The 16928-nt window shown below is 44.9% G+C and carries 14 protein-coding genes and 1 tRNA gene; 11 read left to right on the top strand and 4 right to left on the bottom strand.

From position 1 onward, the window contains the following. Positions 1 to 223: 223 nt before the first annotated feature. From NSS87_RS01260 to NSS87_RS01230, 7 genes are all read left to right on the top strand, one after another. The gene (locus tag NSS87_RS01260; RefSeq protein ID WP_042184117.1) at positions 224 to 1117 is read left to right on the top strand and encodes a sugar ABC transporter permease; all 894 of its coding nucleotides are present in this window, start codon (positions 224 to 226) and stop codon (positions 1115 to 1117) included. After that, entirely contained in the window at positions 1114 to 1992 is an 879-nt protein-coding gene (locus NSS87_RS01255) for a carbohydrate ABC transporter permease (protein WP_042184115.1), read from the top strand. The genes NSS87_RS01260 and NSS87_RS01255 overlap by 4 nt, the downstream gene beginning before the upstream one ends. A 52-nt stretch (positions 1993 to 2044) precedes the next feature. Then, the gene (locus NSS87_RS01250) at positions 2045 to 3430 is read left to right on the top strand and encodes a sugar ABC transporter substrate-binding protein (protein ID WP_339244322.1); all 1386 of its coding nucleotides are present in this window, start codon (positions 2045 to 2047) and stop codon (positions 3428 to 3430) included. A gap of 133 nt (positions 3431 to 3563) precedes the next feature. After that, on the top strand, positions 3564 to 4553 hold the full coding sequence (locus NSS87_RS01245) for a LacI family DNA-binding transcriptional regulator (protein ID WP_042184112.1): 990 nt from the start codon (positions 3564 to 3566) through the stop codon (positions 4551 to 4553). Between the two features lie 30 nt (positions 4554 to 4583). Continuing rightward, complete coding sequence (locus NSS87_RS01240) at positions 4584 to 5597, top strand: BadF/BadG/BcrA/BcrD ATPase family protein (protein ID WP_339244321.1); 1014 nt, start codon at positions 4584 to 4586, stop codon at positions 5595 to 5597. Next, on the top strand, positions 5545 to 6888 hold the full coding sequence (locus NSS87_RS01235; RefSeq protein WP_339244320.1) for a 6-phospho-beta-glucosidase: 1344 nt from the start codon (positions 5545 to 5547) through the stop codon (positions 6886 to 6888). The genes NSS87_RS01240 and NSS87_RS01235 overlap by 53 nt, the downstream gene beginning before the upstream one ends. 25 nt (positions 6889 to 6913) lie before the next feature. Beyond that, positions 6914 to 8011 carry a polysaccharide deacetylase family protein gene (locus tag NSS87_RS01230; RefSeq protein WP_339244318.1) on the top strand — a complete coding sequence of 366 codons (1098 nt, stop codon included), beginning with the start codon at positions 6914 to 6916 and terminating at the stop codon, positions 8009 to 8011. 80 nt (positions 8012 to 8091) lie between these two features. Here the strand turns inward: NSS87_RS01230 and NSS87_RS01225 are convergent, their stop codons facing one another. Continuing rightward, entirely contained in the window at positions 8092 to 9435 is a 1344-nt protein-coding gene (locus NSS87_RS01225; RefSeq protein ID WP_339248374.1) for a PLP-dependent aminotransferase family protein, read from the bottom strand. Positions 9436 to 9575: 140 nt separating this feature from the next. Between NSS87_RS01225 and NSS87_RS01220 the strand changes: the two genes are divergently transcribed. Next, positions 9576 to 10514 (top strand): DMT family transporter, encoded by a 939-nt coding sequence (locus tag NSS87_RS01220; protein ID WP_339244316.1) that lies wholly within the window; start codon positions 9576 to 9578, stop codon positions 10512 to 10514. 94 nt (positions 10515 to 10608) lie between these two features. Here the strand turns inward: NSS87_RS01220 and NSS87_RS01215 are convergent, their stop codons facing one another. After that, the gene (locus NSS87_RS01215; protein WP_339244315.1) at positions 10609 to 11271 is read right to left on the bottom strand and encodes a hypothetical protein; all 663 of its coding nucleotides are present in this window, start codon (positions 11269 to 11271) and stop codon (positions 10609 to 10611) included. Positions 11272 to 11429: 158 nt separating this feature from the next. Here NSS87_RS01215 and NSS87_RS01210 point away from each other — a divergent pair, with 158 nt between their 5' ends. The 3 genes from NSS87_RS01210 (at position 11430) to NSS87_RS01200 (ending at position 15192) form a co-directional block, all read left to right on the top strand. Then, on the top strand, positions 11430 to 12170 hold the full coding sequence (locus NSS87_RS01210; protein WP_339244313.1) for a response regulator transcription factor: 741 nt from the start codon (positions 11430 to 11432) through the stop codon (positions 12168 to 12170). Continuing rightward, entirely contained in the window at positions 12148 to 13515 is a 1368-nt protein-coding gene (locus NSS87_RS01205; RefSeq protein ID WP_339244312.1) for a HAMP domain-containing sensor histidine kinase, read from the top strand. The genes NSS87_RS01210 and NSS87_RS01205 overlap by 23 nt, the downstream gene beginning before the upstream one ends. A gap of 336 nt (positions 13516 to 13851) precedes the next feature. Beyond that, complete coding sequence (locus NSS87_RS01200) at positions 13852 to 15192, top strand: FAD-dependent oxidoreductase (protein ID WP_339244310.1); 1341 nt, start codon at positions 13852 to 13854, stop codon at positions 15190 to 15192. Positions 15193 to 15246: 54 nt separating this feature from the next. On the opposite strand, the gene NSS87_RS01195 is transcribed toward NSS87_RS01200, so the two are convergent. Next, on the bottom strand, positions 15247 to 16641 hold the full coding sequence (locus tag NSS87_RS01195) for an MATE family efflux transporter (RefSeq protein ID WP_339244309.1): 1395 nt from the start codon (positions 16639 to 16641) through the stop codon (positions 15247 to 15249). Positions 16642 to 16761: 120 nt separating this feature from the next. After that, positions 16762 to 16845 (bottom strand) — tRNA-Leu (locus tag NSS87_RS01190). Between the last annotated feature and the right edge of the window lie 83 nt (positions 16846 to 16928).

Genomic DNA, 16928 nt, shown 5'->3' with positions numbered 1-16928 from the left:
ATAACAGGGTTAATGTTATGTTTAATGACTGATAGCGCTCTTATAGTTAAAAATAAGTATTGATTATTTAGTGATCATCCTCTATGATAAGCTTATCAAGCGAACCAAAAAGTTAAAGCGATTAAACTTTAATACCAAGGTATCTATTATTATTGCTACTTAATAGTATTAGCACGACCAAAAGTTAAAGCGCTTATACTTTAAAATGAGAGGTTGGTGTGTCATGATCAATCGCGAGAACAGGCGGCAGACTTTCTACATGTATCTGTTCATTTCTCCTTGGATTATCGGCTTCCTAGTATTCGCCCTTTATCCTATCTTATCATCGCTTTACTTCAGCTTTACTGATTATGACATCATACACCCACCTAAGTTTATCGGGCTCGCTAACTACACAGAGATGTTTCACAATGACCTATTCTGGAAATCGGTGGTTGTCACGCTGAGATATACCTTCATCGGTGTACCTATCCAGCTTGTTCTCGGTCTTGGATTTGCGCTATTGCTTCACCAGACCATTCCCCTGCGCGGCTTTTTCCGAACGGCCATGTATTTTCCAAGCATGGTATCCGGCGTGGCCATGTCCCTCCTATGGTACTGGATCTTCAATCCGCAGATCGGGCTCTTCAATTACATCCTTTCCTGGTTCGGTATTCATGGACCGGCTTGGCTGATGAACCCGGACACTGCACTATATGCCTTGATCATCATGACGTTCTGGACAGCAGGCTCAGGAATGATTTTATTCCTCGCAGGTCTGCAAGGCGTACCAGCTAGCTTGATCGAAGCCGCTAACCTTGACGGTGCCGGACGCTTCAGAATTTTCTTGAACATTACCTTACCGATGATCTCTCCCGTGCTGCTTTTTCAACTAATTATGGGACTGATCGATTCCTTCCAAGTCTTTACCCAAGCTTTTGTTATGACTCAAGGAGGTCCAAATTACTCTACCTGGTTCTATGTCTATAATCTCTACACCAGTGCTTTCAAAGAATATCGTGCCGGTTATTCCTCAGCCTTGGCATGGGTGCTCCTCATCGTAGTTATGCTGTGCACCGCACTAATTATGAAATTGTCTAACCGTTATGTTCACTACGAAGGAGGCGGACGCAAATGAGTACAGTCAGAGCGCTAAGCCCCCAGACTAAAGGAACCAAACGCCGCCGGAAAGTGGAGCCTGTTAAGATTTTTAGCTTTATTACTTTAGTAGTTACAACATTTCTGATGCTGCTTCCTTTGTTCTTCATGGTCTCCACTTCACTTAAGTCCAAACGTGAGATGCTGAAGTTCCCACCCACCTTTCTTCCAGAGAGCTGGCAGTGGAGTAATTACACAGAAATATTTGATACCCTGCAGTTCGGTACGCTTTACAAAAATAGTTTAATTATTGCCGGCCTCAGCGTTGTAGGCACCTTGATTTCTTCAGCACTGGTCGCCTATGGATTCGCCAGATTCAGAGGTAGAGGGAATCAGATATGGTTCATCCTATTGTTGAGCACAATGATGTTGCCTTATCCAGCCATTATGATTCCGCAATTCGTACTCTTTTCGCAAATGAACTGGATCGACACCTTCCTACCCTTGATTGTGCCTGCTTTTTTCGGCTCAGCTTATAACATTTTCCTGCTGCGCCAATTCTTCTCCACGTTGCCTGAAGAGCTGTTTGATGCCGGACGCATTGATGGATGCGGCGAAATACGGATGTGGGCTACTATAGCACTCCCACTCTCCAAACCCGCCCTTGCAACTGTAGCTATCTTTGCTTTTATCTACAACTGGAACGATCTGCTTACACCGGTGCTTTACCTAAGCTCGTCAGAGAAGTTCACGCTACCCGTCGGGATGGCTTCTCTCACCTCATCGAGATTCCGCATTCCACCTTGGCATTTGCTGATGGTCGCTTCGGTTCTAGCTATGGTTCCTATCGTAACGCTGTTTGCTGTAGCACAGAAACAGTTCGTCGAAGGGATTGTACTTACAGGGATTAAGTAATAATCCGCCATCCGGGCGGCCAAATATACTTGAAATCATGGGGGTTTAGCTAATGAACAAGAACAGGAAAAGTAGTGCGCTTTTACTTGCAACAACCATGCTTGTTGTTCTGGCATTGTCAGGCTGTAGCGGCGGCAAATCGGCGGGTAACACTCTATCTGAAGGAAATGGTGGCTCGACCAATTCAGGAGGCAAAGCAGAAACGGTAACCATCACCCATTACACAATAGATTCAGAAGACCGGACTTTTGTTGAGAAATTAATTCCTGATTTCGAAAAGCAGCACCCGAACATTAAAGTAAAAGTGGAAAAAGCACCTTATGAGCAGTTCGACAGCAAGCTGCAAACGCTAATTGCCGGTGGCAAATCACCCGATGTGACAAGTCACTGGGGTTATGGAGGTTTCGCAGAATACTACAACAAGGATATGCTGCTCGATTTGACCGACCTTTTAAAAGAGGATGGTTTCAAGGCAGCGGATTACAACATCCCAGAGAACCTGATGAACATTTATAAGGTTAAAGATCACACATATGGTATCCCAGTTAATATGTATGTCACCTTGATGCTCTATAACAAAGACATGTTTGATGCTGCCAAACTGACTTACCCAACAAGCGATTATGAAGATAAGAGCTGGACGTTTGAAAAGATGGTCGACCAGGCTAAACAAATGACTCTCGTCTCCGATGATATTGCCAAAACACAATATGGCGTAGACTTCACCTGGTCTGAACGCGATATGCGGCCATTATATTTTGGAGCGCAGCCTTATTCAGAGGATACATGGACGAATGGCGGCGTGCCTTCCGAGACTTATTTTGATTCCCCTGAAGTGATTGCTGCCTACAACAAACTCTTTGATCTCGTCTTCAAAGATAAAGTCTCTCCTTCCTCCGAGTGGAGCAAAAGCGTAGCTGGACAGAACGGTGATCCCTTTGTTGCAGGCAAAATCGGGATGTCTATCGGTGGCTCATGGAACCTTGCAGGTGCGAATGACTTTCCCTTCAAAATCGGTGTAGCCGCTGTACCATGGGGAGGCAACGATAAGGTACGCAGCACACTTTACGTCGATCCGCTGCTGATCTTGAAGGACTCCAAACATCCGAAGGAAGCTTTGGAATGGATCAAATATTTGATCACTACCGAAGTGCAGGAGAAATCCATTGAGCTTAGTGGCGGTAACCCGCCAGTCAACACCGAAGCTGCTGAAGCTTACTATAAACATTTTGACGGCATCGATCCACAAGATATCAAAAATGTCTACGAGGGTGCTGTGAACTATGGCTTCGAATCCTACAACCATTTAATCACCAACTACTCGCAAATTAATGACATGTTCATTAATGAATTGCAGCCAGTAGAAACTGGACATAAGACGGTGGAAGAGGTGATGACGACGATTCAGAAAAAAGTTACGGAGATCATTCATCGTTAATATTTGGCAGATATGCCGTCCCTTTAGGGACGGTATACCTGTTTGAAATCATACGTTTAGCGGACAGTCTGCCAACCCTGTATACTAAAGGTAGAAAACAGGATCGGAAAATCTGCCGCGAGGAGAACTAGAGATGAAAGTGAGTATTTTTGATGTAGCCAAAAAATCAGGATTATCGGTTGTAACCGTATCCCGGGTCTTAAATGGGGCCGAATCGGTACGCGAGAATAATCGCCAGAAGGTGCTGGAGGCCATTAAAGAGCTGGATTATCGCCCTAATGCAGCGGCACGCAGTCTGGCAAGCGGTAAGACGGGAATTATCGGGATTATTGTCACGACCCTGCAGGATTCTTTTTTTGACGCAGTGGTCAAAGAGCTGAATGAAGTCTTAGCGATGCATGGTTATTTTTTGGCCATCTCCATCTCAGCAGGCATCGAATCGGATGATAGCCATTATTTAATCCAGGAGGATCGTGTAGACGGTTTGTTTCTACTCTCTCCGATGGAAGAGGATAATTATATTGTGGAATTAAAACGGCGCGGCATCCCCTATGTGCTGATTGATAACCAAAAGCCTGAGAATGACACCTACTCTATCACGATTGATAACTTCAAAGGTGGCTACATGGCTACCAGTCATCTGTTAGCGCTCGGTCATACGTCAATCGCTCATCTATGTGGACAGGAGATGTTCCGTAGTACGCGGGAGCGGCGTGCCGGATTCCTACAAGCGCTTGAGGAAAAAGGTCTTACTCCATTTGAGATTGTACATGGTGATTTCGAAATTGGAATGGGATACGAAACCTGCAAGCGTTGGCTGAACGAAGGACAATTACCTACTGCGGTATTCGCTGGCGATGACAATATCGCCCTTGGCGTCATCAACGCGTTAATGGAAGCTGGCATTCGGGTACCCGAACAAGTAGCTGTGATTGGTTATGATGATCATTATATTGCTTCACAGCTTCATCCATATTTAACAACGATCCGTCAGCCTTCGGACAAAATTGGATTAGCAGCTGCCGAAATGCTCTTAAAGCGTATCTCTGGAAAGATGAAGCGCGGAGCTGGAGTAAAGATTGACCCAGAGTTAATTGTACGGGAATCTACTACTTCCAATTAATTAAATCATATAAACAAGGAGTGACAACCATTGACTTACTACTTGGGGATCGATGGTGGAGGCACCAAAACCTATGCTCTGCTATGCGATGAACATGGCAATGTTCTCGGTAAGGGCAGGAGCGGTAACGGCAACCACCAGACAGGCGCACTTGAGGCAGCCAACAGCATTCGAGAGGCCACATTCGGGGCACTAGATGAGGCTGGACTCCGATTGGAGGACATCCAACATACCTATCTTGGGCTTGCCGGTGCTGACCGAGAGGCCGATTATCTCATTCTCCATCCAATGATTCGCGAGATCGGATTTATCAATTACACCATTAACTGTGACACCATGATCGGATTACGTGCAGGGACGACTCGCCCTTATGGAGTTGCACTAATCTGTGGCACAGGCACCAATTCGGCAGGCAGAAACACGCAAGGAGAGCACTATCAGTGTGGTGGCTTTGACTACATGTACGGTGACTTCGGTGGTGGCGGTGCTCTCAACATTGAAGTCTTTCGTTCTGTCATAAGAGCTTGGGATGGGCGGGAGCAACCTACCCTCTTAACCGGACTTCTACTCAACTTACTAGGTTATGAGGAAGTTGCAGATATGTTTAATGATTTCCTCAATCATTGGAAAAGGGTCCCTGTTCATGCTGCTCGATTGCTCTTCGAGGCAGCAGCTGAAGGAGATGCTGTAGCCTTAGAGATTCTAAATCGGCAAGGCGTTGAGTTAGGGAAGTCCGCTGCTGCAGTCATCCACAAGCTTGGGATGGAGCAGGACACCTTCGATGTGGTTCTGGCGGGAAGTCTGCTAACCCGTGGGGATCGCGGCTGGATTCGCGGACCTATTGAGAAAGCTGTACAAGCCGCAGCTCCACAAGCAACTGTGGTGACTCTTGCCACAGAGCCCGTAGTAGGTGCCGTTTGGTCCGCGATGGATCAAGATGGTTTGACCCTTAGTAGTGAAGCGTATGAGACCATGCGGCAATTTCAAGATTATGAATCGATCCAACAAACAAAAAAGACAGGAGTGGTTGATCTTGGCAACTAATCAAGGATTAAAGATCGCAGTTATCGGTGGGGGTTCTTCGTATACACCCGAATTGGTAGAGGGATTTATTCTTCATTACAAGGAGCTTCCTGTTCGTGAACTATGGCTCGTAGATATCGAACCTGGACTTCGCAAGCTGAATATCGTTGGAAATCTCGCTAAACGCATGGTTGAGAAATCCGGGCTTCCGATTGAAGTTCATCTTACAACAGACCGCCGGAAGGCTATCGAAGGTGCAGACTTCGTCAGCACTCAGATGCGTGTCGGTATGCTTGACGCCCGCGCACGTGATGAATCGATTCCTCTTAAATATGGTGTCATTGGTCAAGAAACGACAGGTCCTGGCGGAATGATGAAAGCACTGCGTACGATCCCTGTCATTCTGGATGTATGCCGGGATATCGAAGAGCTGGCTCCTAACGCATGGCTGCTCAATTTCACCAATCCTGCAGGAATGGTCACTGAGGCTGTTCTGAAATACTCCAAAGTAAAGAGTATCGGTCTCTGTAATGCACCTATCGGTCTGATCAAACAAGTATCCTCCAAATATAACGTAGCTGCCGACCGTGTTTATGCCGAATTCGTTGGTCTGAATCACTTACACTGGATTACTCGAATCGACGTTGAAGGTGAAGATAAGCTGGATGATATGCTCACAGAGGGCTACAGTGCCAAGAACGTGCCAGCCCGAGAGTGGAATCCAGAATTCCTAAAATCTCTTCGCGCCGTGCCTTCCTACTATTTGAAATATTTCTATATGACGGATGCCATGCTCGAAGAGCAGATGGAATCGTTTAAGCAAGGTATCAACCGCGCTGAAGTCGTCAAACGCGTAGAAGAAGAGCTATTTGAGCTATACGCCAACTTAGAGCTGAGCGAGAAACCGAAACAGCTAGAACAACGCGGTGGTGCTTTCTATTCAGAAGCAGCAGTTAATCTCATGAGATCGCTCTATAACGGTTCAAACGACATCCAGACCTTGAATGTTGCTAACCGTGGCATACTGGACTTCTTGCCAGATGATGCAAGCATTGAAGTGAACTGTGTTGTCACCAAGAACGGACCACTACCTCTACCACTGACTAAGATTCCACCGATGGCCAAAGGGCTTATTCATGCTGTAAAAACCTACGAGCAGCTGGCCATTGATGCCGCTGTGACCGGTGACCGTGCGCTTGCCCTTCAGGCAATGGTGCATCATCCACTCGTTCCATCTGTAGATGTGGCGGTTCGTATGCTGGATGAAATGCTGGAAGCCAATAAAGAGTTCTTGCCGAACTTTTTTTACTAAATAACCATAGAGATGAGGCGTCAATATGTCAGCTAAAGCGGTTTGGAAAGGCGATGTGAACCAAGCCATCTGCGCGTTTACATTTGATGATGGGCCTTCCCAGCTTCCGGTTGAATTATGGCTTGATGTTTTGGAGGAGGAAGGTGCTGTCGGCACCTTTTTCTTCACTGGGGAATGGATGGATCGCTATCCAGAGAAGGCGAGATTGATCCTGTCCCGGGGTCATGTGCTTGCTCCGCATACGTATCATCATCGGCGAATGGCCCAAGTACCAAAGGCGGTATTCTTAGAGCAGTTGAAGCTGACTGAGCTGGCCTATCAGGACGCAACGGGTCTCCCTTCTCCCAATTTCATGCGTTTTCCATATTGCTCATTCCGGGAAGAAAATCTCGAGTGGCTGACAGAATGGGGCGATTATCTAGATATTGAAGGCCTTGATTGCGGAGATTGGTCTGGTATTACTGCTGAAGAGATCGTTGCCAGAGTTGAACCTACGCTTGAGAATGGAACCATTGTAGTCATGCATAGTAATGATGTTGCAAAAGGTTCACCGGATGCACTGAGAGCACTTATTCGGATCGCCAAGCAAAGAGGCTTGGAAAGTGTCGGCATACCTGAGATCCTTGGGTCCATTGGCGTAGAAGTAAACCACAGACCCTGGAAAATAGTCGTAGACGTTCCCGCAGAGTTAGATCATCCCTTGGAAAATTGGATCCCTTTAGAAAATAGTAAGCAGCTTGCCGACCTCGCGACCCAGACAACTGAGTGGAACATTCCGCAATATACACTACATTTCACTTCTGAAAAGGAGTGGCTGGAGCATCTGGAGAGTCCACTAGAAGAGGTTGGAGTGACAGAGGATCGCGAGTTGTTTACCATACGGCAATTTGATGGCAGCTATTGGGGATATGTACGCGCCGGTGTCGTAGACAATACCCTTGTATTATTAGATTATGCGGCTAAAGAAGCGCAGGCTGATACCTTGGTATATTTGCTTCGCTTGGCTGCGGATACTTCGATCAGATTGGGCTTAACCCGGATTGAGGCTAGGCTGAATATTCGCAAAATGAGCGAGATGTGCAGACAGTTAGGCTGGCAGTCAGAGATAGTAGAAGATCAATAAGATATAATGTATTTCCTTAAGTCTGCTAAATTAAGCAGGCTTTTTTTATTCACCTCAAGTTTGCTGTAGCTTCTATTGCATTATCGTATTTCTCGAATCACCTGAGCAATGCCAGAAGAAATATCAGGCTCTTTTACACTAGATACGTTGAGCTTTAGAATTCTCTCTTTTTTCGCAAAATAGGGAAGGTAACCGCTATTCGCCATCTCCACTCGAATGAACTTTTTTTGCAGCCTTTTGATTATCTGCTCTGCTCTAAAGTTATCCTCCAATTTCAGATACGTATGCACGCCTAGCTGACTGGCAGGAACATAGGAATAATGCTGTTCAGACGCTGCATTTTCCTCCCTCATAATCGAATCATGGAGAAGCATGGATCTTTTTCCGTAGCAGGAACGCATCTTTTTTCGGTGGCGCTCGAACATTCCACTTTTCAAATACAACTCCAAGGCAGCTTGAGACAGCATAGAACTATCTATATCCATCAGTCTTTTGAATCGGTTAAAGGACTCACAGAGCACCTCAGGAAGTACAGCCACACCAACGCGCAGACCTGGGAATATAATCTTGGAGAAGCTTTTTAAATAGATAACGTGTGATGTATTGTCATAGGCATAAATCGGATCTTGCTTCGTATCCTGCTCCAGATCTGCCATGTAGTCATCCTCAACGATATACACATCGTATTTAGCTGCAAGCTGGGCAATCGCCTTCTTCTGGTTGCGGGTATAGGAAACGCCAAGCGGATTATGAAACCGTGGTACGGTATAGAAGAACTTGAACTGGCCCGTCTTAAATAACCGCTCTAATTCATTCAAATCCACCCCGTCATCCGAACGCTGTATCCCCTCTGTCTCAATGTCGTACGTCTTCAAATACTCCATAAACAGTGGGTAACTCGGCTGTTCAATCAACACACGCTCCCTGCCATTCGGAAAAGGAATACGGGTTAAGAGTCCAAGTGCTTGCTGCACACCAGAGGTGATGAAAATCTGTTTGCAATCAGCAAATACCTGATATGAGGCCAGTTGCCGCTGCATTTCACGGATCAGAGACGGCAGCCCTTGCGGCGTTCCATAGATAAACAAATCCTTACGGTACATATCGATCGCCTTATTAATACAATGTTGAAAATCTAGATACGGAAAAATATCCGGGTCCGGTGCAGATGCTGTAAAATCAATCCAGTGCGCGCCCTCTTCTTTTCGCTCCCCACTGCGTTTCATGACATAATATCCACTCTTTGACGCGGCATAGATTAGATGTTTGTCCTGAAGGTCTTGGAGTGCTCGAATAACCGTGCTCTTATTGCAATCATAACGTAGCGCTAGCTCTCGAATAGAAGGTAACTTGTCGCCCTCACGATATGTATCTTCAGCGATTTGTAATTCCAGATCGTTGATTAACTCCGAATACTTATATATGCCCTTCACCTACCTCCGAGTCTATTTTGTACCGGTACAGATGAACAATAATTACATTGTAGCATAGCTGTTCTAGCCTTAGAATAAAGAGCATAACAGGACCGGTCCTAAATGCGCGCAACACTTTGGAGGTCTTATAGATGAATACATCTTCTACTCAAAAAGCGATAGTAGCTGCTGTCTTGAATGCTATTATTGTCGGGTTTTCTTTTATATTTGTAAAAATGGCTTTAACCGTCTCGGACCCATTCGATACGTTAGCTCACCGCTTCACGTTATCTTTCCTTGCCGCTTCATTATTTACTTTTCCAGGATGGGGGCGGGTGAAGTTTGGTATTTCCAAGGCAGCAGTGGTAATCCCACTTGCTCTACTATACCCATCGTTGTACTTTACACTTCAAGCCTTTGGACTTCTGCATACAACATCTGCTGTAGCGGGTATTATTCAGGCGACCATGCCCATCTTTACCATCATTTTAGCAGCGATGTTCTTGAAAGAAACTACAAGCGGATTCCAGAAGATCTCCACCTTAATCTCGGTTGCAGGCATCATTCTTATCTTTGCCATTCCGGGCGTGAGTATTTCTTCCTCTAGTCTGTGGGGCGTCTTACTCATCCTAATCTCAGCTCTATCCCTTGCCGGCTATAATGTTGCGGCCCGAAAGCTGACACGAACTTGGAGTCCTAAAGAGCTCACTTATATGATTACTTTATTTGGATTTATATTTTTTAATGGATTGTCGATCATTAAACATGGATCGGCAGGAACCTTGAATCAATATTTCACACCTTTTCAGGAGCCAAAATTCATATTCTCCATGATTTATCTCGGTGTGCTATCTTCCCTCGTGACCTCCTTCCTCTCCAACTATGCTTTATCCCGAATGGAGGCTTCACGCGTGAGTATCTTCGGCAGTCTTTCGACGGTTGTCTCTATTCTTGGCGGTGTACTCCTGCTGAATGAACAGCTGGAATGGTATCATTGGACCGGCACGGTGATGATCATTGCCGGGGTGATCGGAGTGAATTGGCGGAAAAGGGCAAGGGTTCAATCAAAAAGCGAGATTGGGTTGGACTAGATACATTTACGTAACAAAAAGACACCCCTCGAGGTGTCTTTTTGCTTTTACCTTTTCATTCTCTCTATTCTGTATCAAGCTGCGGTTATCACTGTTACTTCGACGTTTCTAACGCCTTGATTTTCTCTTTATATTGATCCAATAATTTAGTTAAAGCTTCCTTAATCACAGTGGAATCTTTGGTTTTAGCCGCGCTATTCAGATCCTCTTGGGCTTTGAAGAAGGCTTTATCAGCCTCACTAAGTTCTTGAATTGAAATCGTAGCTCCAGTCGCTTCTACAGCCGCAATTGCCGCTACACCTTTAATTGAAGTAGAGACAACACTCTCCATCTTCTGAGCTTCAGGTAATTGGATATCAACGCTGCGACCCGCTTCAATGTAACTCACGGGCAGAGCTTCAGCTGATCCAATCTCTTTCGATAATTTAACTCCCTCCGCCTGCTCAGAAGGTACAAGCTCAGAAACTGCGGTAATGCTAAATCCAGCAGCCTTATAATATTGATCCAAGGTCTTCTTCCAGTCTTCCAGGGTATTAGGTGCGTATGTTTTAGCCAGTTCCAGGGGATCTACCCAATCAAAGCTTATTAAGCTTGCAGAAAGTGATCCACTATTTGCTGGAGTAACCACGGCTGCTGCTGTTGTCTTCGCACTTTGATCGTTTGCTCCACTAGCTGCGTTCACTGCAGTCGGTGCGACAACTGCGGACACTAGTAGGGCGGACAACGCTAACTTTTTAAATATCATCTGTTGATTCATAAATACAACACTCCTCGTCGATTTGAATGATCTTACAAGTCCAAGCTTACAAAATGGATGTGGCATAACATTGGTTAATTTGTGGAAAAACGATGGCAGACCCCTATACCCACCTATGGATTGATATAATTGCAGAAGAATACTCTGGAGGTAACGAAATGAATACCAACTATCTCATTGCCGTAGTAGACGATGATCAGCATATACGTAATCTTGTAGAAGCCTATTTACAAAAAGAAAATTACCGCACGATCGGCCTTGGCAGCGCTGAGGAAGCATGGACCTTATGGCAGACAAGCCCACCCGATATGTGGGTGCTCGACGTAATGTTGCCTGGCATGGACGGGTACGAGTTTTGTCGGCGGATTCGCAATGAAGCCGAGGTACCGATTATTATGATCTCTGCAAGAGATAATGAAGTGGATAAAATATTAGGCTTAGAGCTTGGCAGTGATGATTATCTGGTCAAGCCATTTAGCCCCCGGGAGCTAGTTGCTCGCATTAAACGCCAGTTACAACGCTGGTATAAAATGAGTAATCCCGTGGAACCCGCAATTAGTACCCCACACCCATCGACGCAAATTGAAGTTAGCCACCTACAGTTATTATTGGAGGAAAGACGTGTGTTCTGGCACGGAAATGAGATTGAACTTACCAGCAAAGAATTCACCCTTCTAAAAGTTTTTGCAGCTTCTCCAAACCGCGCATTTACAAGAGATGAGCTGTTAACCTATGTTTGGGGAGATGACTATTTCGGGAGTGACCGCGCCGTGGACCATTTAATTAAACGAATGCGAAAAAAACTAGACCTGCTCCCGATAGAAGCCGTATGGGGACATGGCTATCGTATGCGTATTGAGGAGGGAATGGAGATCAATGAAGCTAGCACATCAGATTAATATAGCCTTTAGCATCGTATTGGTACTGCTCCTGTCTATTACCGCTGTCGTGATCCACTTTGTACTGCTCAATCATTTTGTCGGTACACAAAAGGCAGAATTGCGAACCATTAGCTCTGCCATGTCAGCCACTATGATTGAGGGAAGCACGTACAAGGGCGACATGGGGACTGAACTCCATGCGTTACCCGTGATCATGCCTTCTACTGTTGGTACTGCAGGCGTCGAGGCCATTCTTAGCGATGAGACAGGAAAAGTATTGTCCACCTCATCGAACATGAGTTCAATCGCGGTAAACTCCAATACGCAGTTTGTCGCAGGTCAAACCTCGGATCTCCAGAACATATGGAATGGAACAGATGCAAGATATATAACGGAAGTGAAGTCCACCCCGATAGGCACGCTAACTCTGCTTACACCTATGAGCGCAGTTACAACGATTGAACAAGCTCTGCTCAAAAGACTTCTAATCGTTTTCGGTGCAGCAGGAGCATTCATGCTCCTATTTGGCCTGTTTATCACGAAAAAGCTAATCCAACCTCTAATGAAGCTGCAGCAAGAGCTGAAAAAGGTAAAGGAACGCCACTTTTCGGATGTTAAGCTAATCAAAGCTGGCGGAGAGATTGGCGCTGTCGCTAAGTCGGTATATGACATGGCTGGCGAATTAAATCGTTTTAACCACGTACAGAAGCAATTTTTCCAGAATGCCTCACATGAATTAAAGACCCCACTAATGTCTATCTCTGGGTATGCTGAAGGGATTAAGGATGGTATCTTCGAGGGGGAAGGGATCGATAAAGGTCTGGATATTATCATGAGTGAGAGTAGTCGTCTGAAGAAGCTCGTTACTGAAATGACCCTGCTTGCGAAGCTGGATAGTGAGGAGGATATATTTAGAACTAGCGAGCTTTCTCTGGACGATTTAGTCGTAGAAACAATTGAACGCATGAACCCCCTTTTGATGAAAAAGGGGCTGACTCTACATGTATCCTACGATGACTGCGAGCCACTTACGATCCGGGCCGATAGAGATAAGCTATTACAGGCGCTGCTTAATGTAGTTTCCAATGCCACTCGTTATGCTAACCAGCATATCTACATTCATGCTTCGGTTAAAGATGATCAGGTTCTGCTCTCCGTTAGTGATGATGGCCCTGGCATATCAGAAGATCTGCTTCCATACCTGTTCCACCGGTTTGTAAAAGGAAAAGATGGCGAATCAGGGCTAGGACTAGCCATATCCCGTGCGATCGTTGAGCGCTCCGGAGGTCTGATTTCGGCAGGGAACCGTAAGGATGGCGGTGCAGTGATCACCATGGGATTCCCTACACTCTCCCCTACCTAGACAGTTTTATGTCGAGCGAACACCAAAAAGCGATCCTCCTAAGCACCTCGAACTCAGTTCTTTCATTGTTAAAGAAGGCGGCAATGCACATGCATCTAGAATGAGTTCGATCGAAGAAATGACACAGTAAGATTCCGACTATATTACGGGTCAAACAATCATGATCGATGGCAGATCGATATTTACCATCAAGAGACTCCATTTAGAGGAGATCTCTTTTTCGTCTTCAAATCTCTTTATCGTTCGTTTAATGGCCTTCGGATTTAGGGTAATAATAAAGCAACATGCTATTTAATGCATAATTTAAAACACCCTGTGTGACCCGGAGGTATTAAAATGAACAAGTTCGACGCTATTATTATTGGTTTCGGTAAAGGCGGAAAGACCCTTGCCACAGAACTAGCTAATCGAAAATGGAAAGTAGCCGTGATTGAACGCTCTAAGAAAATGTACGGTGGAACTTGCATTAACATCGCCTGTATCCCTACGAAATCCTTAGCTTATCAAGCCCATCAAGGGGAAGATTATATAGAAGCGGTCCATAATAAGGATCAGCTTATTTCAAGTCTACGCCAAAAAAATTACGATAATCTAAATCAGAACGAGAATATAGAAGTTATCAATGGTGAAGCTTCCTTCTTATCGGATCACGAAGTCCAAGTAAAGGATGCCGGTGAGACGAAAATCTTGACCGCCGATAAAATCTTCATTAATACGGGCGCTGAAACCATCATTCCTACTATTGATGGGATACAAGATAGTAAGTTCGTATATACCAGCACATCCATTATGGATCTTAAGGAGCTCCCAACTAAACTAGCCATCATTGGTGGTGGTTATATTGGATTGGAATTCGCGTCGATCTACAGTCAATTCGGCTCACAGGTTACGGTGCTGGAGAGTTCCTCGAAATTCATTCCTAAAGAAGACCGCGATGTCGCGGACGCCATCCTCCAAACCTTTACCAAGAAGAACATTGAGGTCAAACTGAATGCAAAGGTTATAGGACTGAAGGATGTTAAAGATGGAGCAGTTATCTCCTTTTCGATAGATGGTGCTATTCAAGAATTGAAAGTCGATGGGGTTCTGGTTGCGACAGGTAGAAAACCAAACATTGAGGGATTAAATTTAGAAGCAAACGGTGTAGAAGTTACAGATCGGGGTGCTATTAAGGTGGACCCTTCCCTAAAAACCACCGTTCCCCATATATGGGCCCTCGGAGATGTCAAAGGCGGATTACAGTTTACCTACATCTCATTAGATGATTATAGAATTGTACGAAATGATCTCTTCGGCGATCATTCCCATACCACAAATGACCGTGACGTTGTTCCATACAGTGTATTTATTGATCCCCCGCTATCCAGAGTAGGAATAAGTGAAGAAGCAGCCGTCGAACAAGGACTTGAAATTAAAGTCGCTAAGTTGCCTGCAGCAGCTATTCCACGTGCTCGCTTAATTAACGAAACCGAGGGCTTCCTAAAAGCAATTGTGGATGCAAAAACCAATAAAATCCTAGGAGCTACATTGTTCTGTGCGGAATCTAGCGAAGTGATTAATATCGTGAGCATGACAATACAAACAGGGCAAGATTTTACCTTTTTGAGAGATCATATCTTTACTCACCCTACAATGAGTGAAGCTTTGAATGATTTGTTCTCACAGATCAAAGAATAATACTACATGCATGGCAAACAAAAAGACACCCACACGGGGTGTCTTTTACTTTTACTATATAACACGATGCTGAACCCACTTCTTACCCATGAAGCGCCGTAGAAATATGAATCCTCTTATTCCCCACTCACAGTTCATAGCTAACCAAACCCCAAGTAGACCGAAATCGAGAACAATACCTAAGATGTATCCGAGTACTACACGGAACAACCACATACTTAACATAGACACCATGGATGTGAACTTGGAATCACCCGCCGCTCTAAGCGCTGACGGTGTTATGAAGCTAACAGACCACAGCGGTATTTGTACGATTGTATTGATAAGTACAATTATGAAGATATCCCTCACAATCTCAGCAGGTGGATGGAACATCGACACTAGCGGATGGAAGAAAGGCATAACTAACAATCCCATCACCACAAAGGAAAGGGAAGATGCTACGAGAAACGATTTAACAAATTTCCGAGCATCCCTAACATTATTGCTTCCCATACATTGTCCGACCACTGTAATAATCGTCAAAGACAACGCATTACCCGGAATTTGCATAATCCCCGCAAAGGAAGAGGCGATAGCATTTGTAGCAAGCGCGTAAGTACCGAGACTGACGATAAAGACTTGCGTCAGAATCTTACCACCATTAAAGAACATCTGCTCCGCCGCAAACGGCATACCGATGAACATTATTTTTTTGAGCATGGAGAATTGAACCACCAGTAAGTCACGAATTCGAATATGCAGTTCATTGTCCATCCGGAACAGATAATACAGAGCGCATATCGCGCCCAAATATCGAGCTATATTTATAGAAATGGTCATTCCTAGAACGCCCATATGCAAAAGGTTAATAAATACGAGATTCAAGAGGACGTAAACTAAATTCATAATGAGCGATAGCGCAAGCGAGGCTCTCGTCCTTCCGATTCCCCGAAGAGCACCACACACCGCCTCTACCACAGCTATACCAAGATAGGAGATACAGCTCCCAATCAAATAGATTCGGGCGTTGTGCATTACCTCGGGTGAAGCTGCTCCAAATAGTAAGTTCAACAGCGGATTATGAAAAAGAATACCAAACATACCAATAACAAAAGCCATAAGGGAAACCGATGAAGTAGCGCCTGCGGTAGCTTTTGATACCATAAGACTATTACCGCTTCCTTTATACTGCGCTACGACAACCGTACCACCTGTTGATACCGCGATAAACACACTAATGAGAAAAAGATTAAGAGAATCAATCATGTTCACCGCACTGATAGCTGCCACACCGGACGAACTGATCATAGCCGTATTCACTAGATTTAGCCCCACTATAAAGGCTTGATCTACCAGAATAGGGATAAATAAAGCAATCATATGTCGATAATCTAACGATTCTCCTGAAAAATATTTTTCAAGAAACCTCACACTTCGCTTCGTATTGACATTTACATTAGGTTCCATCTTCGCTTCACTTCTTTTACATTAGAGTTATCCAAATCTGAAATATCCTTATAAATAGAAAAAGGCTCTTCAGGTTGAAGAGCAATTCAAAAGTACAGCTAATTTATAAGCACTTAGGTATGCGGTCGAGAGGACTCGAACCTCCACGGGGATTAACCCACACGGACCTGAACCGTGCGCGTCTGCCAATTCCGCCACGACCGCACAAAATATAAAAGAATCATGCAGTGCAGAACTAAATTATCATATATTAGCGCAAAGGGCAATACCTAATGTAAAAAGAAAAA

It is taken from the genome of Paenibacillus sp. FSL F4-0243 (assembly GCF_037963295.1).
GTDB lineage: Bacteria > Bacillota > Bacilli > Paenibacillales > Paenibacillaceae > Paenibacillus_AQ.
Note: the sequence above shows the minus strand (reverse complement) of the source record. Positions and strands in the feature narration are given on the sequence as shown.